The organism is Spiroplasma sp. hyd1, from assembly GCF_016082235.1.
Taxonomy (GTDB): Bacteria; Bacillota_I; Bacilli_A; order Mycoplasmatales; family Mycoplasmataceae; genus Spiroplasma; species Spiroplasma poulsonii.
This window is the reverse complement of record NZ_JXYY01000009.1, coordinates 1-5827: the sequence shown is the minus strand read 5'-3', so window position 1 is coordinate 5827 and position 5827 is coordinate 1. Positions and strand designations below refer to the sequence as shown.

Genomic DNA, 5827 nt, shown 5'->3' with positions numbered 1-5827 from the left:
CAAAGGCAAATAATAAATATGCAGACATTTTTTTAATTGTTATATTTGTGTTATATGATCATTTTTGAACTAACGAAGCAACGGTTGCTTCTATTGCTCCTTGAGAAACTTCACCATATTTGCCTTCGAATTTTATCTCCTGCGCAATTAAATGTGCCTCATTAATAACCTTAACTAAATAATCAGAAAAGTTTTTATCTAAAACTATTTCTTGTCAAATTACTTTTATTTTATGATCACCTTTACTAGTAGCATGAATTAATTCAATTTCATCATTTTTTATAGTTCAAAGTTTATGCATAGAATGTAAATATTTCTTACATATAACATTATCATCTTTACTATTGCATATTAAATTAGGTGTTCTTCAAAAAGCAGTATCAAAAAACGCTACATCTGCTTCACTAATATAACTTCATCGGTACTTATCTCTGTATGATATCAATTAATTTACCTCCTTATTTGTAACAAGTTTCTCTAAAATTACTATGGTTACTAAAGAATCCCATAATATTAATGTTTTTTTGTCCTTCTAATATTTAAATGAAATTAGTATTATTAATTATTGATTGCATTATTTTTTGACATTATTATATCCTTAATATTTAGTTCCATTCTAATTTTATTCTTTCCCGCATCAAAAATATTTTCTAGTTTATTTAAATTATAATAAATAAGGCTAGTTATGATCTTTAATTCTCTAAGTACTCTTAATTTTAATGAAAACTAATAATTTAATGCAAGTTTGATAAAAACACGATATAATATATGTAATTTAAGGTGGATGAAAAGATGAAACGAAGAAAGTATCGACAGAACCCGAAAATTAAACGAATGTTTCGGATTAAAGGGGAATATGAAGCAACAAAATTAGCACAAAATTTTGTTCGTTATATGACTAACCCTTTCCAAGATAAACGAATCCGAAATGAACTAATTGATACTGAAAACGAAATATATATGACTGATATTAGCAATGATGTTGATAAAACTTATACTATTGCTATTAGTACCCAACTAGATTACCAAGAAGATGCTGAACGTGTTAAAGAGTTAGTAAAAGACTATGTTGACAATGATTTAGATTTTTTATGATATACCATTGGTGAAAAAATTGATGAAAAAGAACAAGCTTTTTTTGAATCATTAGGTTTTGTTCAAAATGAAATTTTAGTGGGAATGGTCCTTGATTTAACCAAATGAAAAAAATATAAAACAAAAACTGATAAAAGTATTAAGTTTCGACGAGTTAATGATAACAAACGATTAACTGATTTTAGTAAAATTTTAGAAAGTGCTATGGGACCAAAAAGTTGAGATTATGCCTTTTATAAAACATTATTAAAACTAAACAAGGATAAAGACGTTGCTGAAATTGATTTATTATATAAAAATGATCTTCCCGCAGCAACTGGAAATATTTATTTTGAAAAAGACATCGCAATTATTGATGATATTTCAACACATCAAAATTTTCGCCGCCAAGGATTGGCAAAACTAATGATGAATCATTTAATTAACCGTGTTTATAATCAAGATTATGATTTAGTTGGTTTAATTGCCACACCAGAAGGATATAATGTTTATCGCAAATTAGGGTTTCAACCAATTAATTTATATTTAAGCGAATATGTCACAAAAGCAAAAGGAAATGATTTAAGCCAAATTGCCACAAAAATTAGTAAAGGTAAAATTAAGAATCTTCAAACTATGCAGCAAACAACAATTACCTATATGGTTAATAATTTAACTTGTAAAAAATGTAATAGTGAAATTCTTGATCAAAAATATCTAGTGGCAATAACACCGTTAAATGATTTTGTTATTAATAATTATCATCAGAATTGTTATAGTTTTTCTTCAAAGGATAAATGAGTGCTCCTTGTTGAGAAAACTAATGATGAAACAACAAAAAAATAAGAATTAGGTAATTTTTTAATTCTTATTTTTTTTATGACTTAACTTTAAGCCTTTTTTTAATTGTAAATCTTCTTGATATTCATTAAAATATGGATCTGGTTCATCAACCAATTTAGTATGATATTTTTTTCAATAATAAACTAAAATTGGAATAATAATTGCTGCAGAAATTAAATCATTTAAACCGATAAAAACATAATAGAAAATTGGATTACCCGTTGCTTGACTAACGCCATATCCAATTCCAATTAAAGGTAAAATTACAACAATTGAACGTAAACTACTTGTAAAAATTGCTAAAATTGAACGATTAATTCCTTGGAATAATGTTAACGCAATGTAAGTTAATGAACAAAATGGATATGTCATAAAGTTTAAAACAATTCATCAACGATATTGAGCCGCATACTCTGGTGGGAAAGCAAACAAAATCATCATATCTTTTCCAAACAGAATGAAAACAATTAACATTAAACTAAATCAAATAATGATTAATAAACTAACTCGTTTTAAAACTTCTCAAATCCGGGCGTTTTTCTTCGCCCCATAATTATAGGCAATAATACTCCGTGCTCCTTGGGTGACCCCAATTCCGGCAGATAAAACTAATGTCATTCATGGCACAATGGAAGAATAGACTTCTTGCATTACTTGTTAAAAAATTGCAAATATTTGTAAAAAAGATACTAATAGAAAAATATAATTTTAATTAATTATGTTTTTTATTTAAAAATTTAATATTTTTCCACAACGAAAAATTAATTTATTATTTAAATTATTTAATTTTAAATAAATATTTTATGTTAAATATAATAATTGTAAATTATAAATTGAGGCAATTAAATTAAATCTTAAACCAAATCTTTTTCTTCGATTACGATATTTTTCTGTAATAATTTTAAATTTTTTAAGAATAGCAAAAATATTTTCAATAATAATTCTCATTTTTGAAACTAGTCTATTATATTGCTTTTGTTCTTTGTTTAAAGGGTTTTTTTGTTTTCTTTGTAGGTATTAGAACATTATTGTGATTTTTTTGTATTCCTTGATAACCACTATCAACTATTAATTTGGTATTTTTTAAAATTGGGATTTTTGATTCTTTAAATAAAGCATAATCATGTTTTTTTCCGAGCGAAAAACTTGTTGCAATAATTTTTTTGGTTTCTTGTTCGATAATTACTTGTGTTTTGATCGTGTGTTTTTTCTTTTTACCAGAATAAGATTGTTTTTGTCTTTTTTTGGGCGTTGGATTGGAGTTTCGGTAGCATCAATAATAATAGTTTTATCATTAAAATAATCATTTATTAGTGCTTTTTTACCAGCAAGTTGTTGAAAATCAGAGTTTTTAATTAAAATATCTTCAATTCACTTAATATTACGATAACAATTAGCCTCACTAATATCAAAACTTTTACCAAGATGAAAATAAGTCTGATATTCTCGTCAATATAATAAAGTCATCAATAATCTATTTTCTAATGATAATTTATTAGTTTTACCACCTTTTTTAAATTTTTCTATTTCAGCAACTTTTAAAATATCTAACATTTTATTAAAAGTGGATTTTTTTATTCCTGTTAATCTTAACCATTCTCTATCATTAAGAGTATTAAATTTATTATTGTTCATATTTTTATGTCCTCATAAATTATATTTTATAATAATATTTTAATAAAAAATGGTATCGCAAGAAGTCTAATAAAGCTCTTGTAAAACCGGGACGCCATTATGAATGACTTGATTTGGTAACTGACCAACTAGAGATGTTGCAACATATGACGTAACAACTAAAGCGGCATTGTTAATAAAATTTGGTAATCCCGCTTTACTAAAATCAGCAACATTTCTCCCTTCAATGTGAAATAAATCACTTCAATAAAATTTTGAATAACTATTTTTTGTTTTAAAAACAATAATTAATCCTCATATTACTTGCACTGTTCACGAAAAAACTGTCCCCAACATTGCCCCAGACATTCCCAAATGACAAACTTTCATAAAGAAAATTGCTGCAACAGAATTAATAATAATTGAACTTAAAATCATTATTGTTACTCATTTCATTCGTCCTTCACTACGAAGCAATGACATAAAATAATAACTCAAAAACATCATTGACGCTGCTGCTAACATTGGGAAAGAATATTCTCAACATAAACGTTCAGTAATTGGATTATAATTTTTCCCCATTTGCGAAGTGATGAAAACAGCATTTCACCCGGGATACACAATACAAAAAATTGCAAACGCGATGATAATCGAAAAAAGCACCGTTGTTGAAAAACCATTTCCAGCAATCCAACGCATTCTCGGAATGTCGCGCTGTCCATAGGCAATTGAAAAATTCATTGCACAACCCATTCCAATCATAATACTAAATGATCATTGTAAATTATACGTTTGTGAAGCATATTGTGTTGCTACATTAATATATGACCGCATATCAGCTAATGGCACAATTGAAACAGCACTTCCTGTTATTTGATTATAAGCATCAATATAAAACCAATCATAAATTGCATCAGGCGCAACAAATGCTAAAGCTAATTTTTTGTCAATAATATTATATAATCCTTGGACGACCATTAAAAAAACGGTTGGAATACAAAAGTATGCAATTGTTTTTCATGGCTGTTCAAACCGTAATTTTTTCTCACGAACCGTTAAAACTTCCGACAACTTAATCCCCCCTATTTAAAAAGCAAAAAAACCTTACTAAGTAAAGTAATTTGTAAAACTATATTTATAATCCTTCTTAAATTATAGCTCAAAAAAATTAATTTATTAAGGTTTTTTAAAGATATCTTTAATTAGTTAACGCACTTGCTTTCCCAAAGTTTTTATTAACTGAAAAAACAACACGATCATAAATTTCTGTAATAGACTTCTTGCGATACCCTTTTTTATTAAAATATTATTATAAAATATAATTTATGAGGACATAAAAATATGAACAATAATAAATTTAATACTCTTAATGATAGAGAATGGTTAAGATTAACAGGAATAAAAAAATCCACTTTTAATAAAATGTTAGATATTTTAAAAGTTGCTGAAATAGAAAAATTTAAAAAAGGTGGTAAAACTAATAAATTATCATTAGAAAATAGATTATTGATGACTTTATTATATTGACGAGAATATCAGACTTATTTTCATCTTGGTAAAAGTTTTGATATTAGTGAGGCTAATTGTTATCGTAATATTAAGTGAATTGAAGATATTTTAATTAAAAACTCTGATTTTCAACAACTTGCTGGTAAAAAAGCACTAATAAATGATTATTTTAATGATAAAACTATTATTATTGATGCTACCGAAACTCCAATCCAACGCCCAAAAAAAGACAAAAACAATCTTATTCTGGTAAAAAGAAAAAACACACGATCAAAACACAAGTAATTATCGAACAAGAAACCAAAAAAATTATTGCAACAAGTTTTTCGCTCGGAAAAAAACATGATTATGCTTTATTTAAAGAATCAAAAATCCCAATTTTAAAAAATACCAAATTAATAGTTGATAGTGGTTATCAAGGAATACAAAAAAATCACAATAATGTTCTAATACCTACAAAGAAAACAAAAAAACCCTTTAAACAAAGAACAAAAGCAATATAATAGACTAGTTTCAAAAATGAGAATTATTATTGAAAATATTTTTGCTATTCTTAAAAAATTTAAAATTATTACAGAAAAATATCGTAATCGAAGAAAAAGATTTGGTTTAAGATTTAATTTAATTGCCTCAATTTATAATTTACAATTATTATATTTAACATAAAATATTTATTTAAAATTAAATAATTTAAATAATAAATTAATTTTTCGTTGTGGAAAAATATTAAATTTTTAAATAAAAAACATAATTAATTAAAATTATATTTTTCTATTAGTATCTTTTT

Annotated in this window: 2 protein-coding genes and 4 pseudogenes; 2 read left to right on the top strand and 4 right to left on the bottom strand. The window is 25.4% G+C overall.

The genetic code is table 4. The features are described 5' to 3' along the window. The coding region (locus TS70_RS01980; RefSeq protein ID WP_198049254.1) for a hypothetical protein at positions 1–445 on the bottom strand (445 nt) is incomplete at its 3' end. A gap of 347 nt (positions 446–792) precedes the next feature. On the opposite strand from TS70_RS01980, the gene TS70_RS08365 reads away from it, so the two are divergent. Next, complete coding sequence (locus TS70_RS08365; protein ID WP_040093081.1) at positions 793–1920, top strand: GNAT family N-acetyltransferase; 1128 nt, start codon at positions 793–795, stop codon at positions 1918–1920. A 15-nt stretch (positions 1921–1935) separates the two neighbouring features. Here TS70_RS08365 and TS70_RS01970 read toward each other — a convergent pair. The 3 pseudogenes from TS70_RS01970 to TS70_RS01960 all read right to left on the bottom strand — a co-directional run. Then, a pseudogene (locus TS70_RS01970) lies at positions 1936–2571 on the bottom strand (MATE family efflux transporter); the annotation flags it as partial. A 147-nt stretch (positions 2572–2718) separates the two neighbouring features. Beyond that, positions 2719–3552: pseudogene (locus TS70_RS01965) on the bottom strand (IS5 family transposase). Positions 3553–3621: 69 nt separating this feature from the next. Next, a pseudogene (locus TS70_RS01960) lies at positions 3622–4602 on the bottom strand (MATE family efflux transporter); the annotation flags it as partial. Between the two features lie 270 nt (positions 4603–4872). Here TS70_RS01960 and TS70_RS01955 point away from each other — a divergent pair. After that, a pseudogene (locus TS70_RS01955) lies at positions 4873–5706 on the top strand (IS5 family transposase). Positions 5707–5827: the final 121 nt, after the last annotated feature.